This is a genomic window from Veillonella sp. CAG:933 (genome assembly GCF_000431435.1).
In the GTDB taxonomy this organism is placed as follows: Bacteria; Bacillota; Negativicutes; order Veillonellales; family Veillonellaceae; genus Veillonella_A.
In genome coordinates this window covers 1-1,375 of the sequence record NZ_HF986163.1, presented here as the reverse complement: position 1 = coordinate 1,375, position 1,375 = coordinate 1, and the positions used below count along the sequence as shown (strand labels likewise).

At 33.2% G+C, this 1,375-nt stretch carries 1 protein-coding gene; it reads right to left on the bottom strand.

Annotation, left to right across the window (positions count from 1 at the left end):
* The coding region (locus tag QZL64_RS02875) for a reverse transcriptase/maturase family protein (RefSeq protein WP_296309232.1) at positions 1-864 on the bottom strand (864 nt) is incomplete at its 3' end.
* Positions 865-1,375: the final 511 nt, after the last annotated feature.

Genomic DNA, 1,375 nt, shown 5'->3' with positions numbered 1-1,375 from the left:
AATAAACTTCTTTTTGATATCTTTCCTGAGTAAAGTATGATCATGGTAAAATACATAACCAATAAAATCTATACCTCTTGCTTCTACAGGAAATATCTGCCAATTACGTTTTACTTTTAGTTTCAAGTTATCAGCTAGATATTTTTCAATCTCTTGTAAGCAATATCTTAAGTAATCTTTATCTGGGTGTAATATAACAATATCATCACAATGCCTGTAATAATATTTTATTTTTAATACTTGTTTAATCCACCTATCGAACCAAGTCAAATTCAAATTTGCTGCAAATTGAGATATGTAATTTCCAATCGGTAAACCTTTTGGTGTAGAATAAACTACATGATGTAATAATCTTAATAGTTTCTTATCCTTAAATATCTTTTCAAATTGTGAGTATAACACATCTTGATCTATAGAAGGAAAGAACTTTTTAATATCTAATTTTAAACAATATTTTGTGCCTTCTTTATCAGCTTTTAAATCTCTTTTCAATCTCTTTACTCCATAATGAATACCTCTTCCTTTTAAACAGTTAAAGGTATCTGCAGTAAATCTATTAACAAGGTAAGGTTCTATAACATTCATTATAGCATGATGGACTATTCTGTCTGGATAATACGGTAGCCTATATATCTCTCTTTCTTTATTACCACGATCGGCGATGATTGTGTATACGCAATATTCCGAAGTACGATACGTATCTTCTATTAATGCCTTTTGTAACCGGACCAGATTTTCATATGGATTCCTGTCAAATTTCTTAACGCCGTATCTTTTAGTTTTACCTAGCCTAGCCTTCTTTTCAGCCCGGACCAGATTTTCATATGATATTATCCTGTTAAATAAATTGCCTATTCTTTTCATAAGCTATTTTGGTGGTAAGACCCGTTCGCACAATACTACTAAGGTCTCTTCAAAGCACCTGTTATCTTTTACCTAGAGGTAAGGCTGATCTAAGTTCAACAAACATTTTTGTAGTTATCTGAAAGTATCTGTTAGTTCCAAAATTTCACTGATATTCGTCTATGAATTCGAGGATGCATTATTAGCATTAGCTATGAAGACTCTGCATTGAGAACCATTATCTGAATTACCTGACTGTTTTTTCAAGTATGAAATAATGTGACAGCAGTCTTACTATAAAGTCATCTCATAGTAATTCTTTTAGATCCCGCCCTTGTTATTAATATTTAATTATCTATATTACTCAGGACTATGCCTGCATTTTCTTAAATGTATCTGAATCAACTACAACGATCTTACCATAAAAGGCTAATCTTGCACCGAAACCCGCCCACGAATACGAGGACGCATCATGAGCAGCAGCCCCGAAGACCCCGCACCGAGAACCACCATCCGAATAACCCGACCGTAG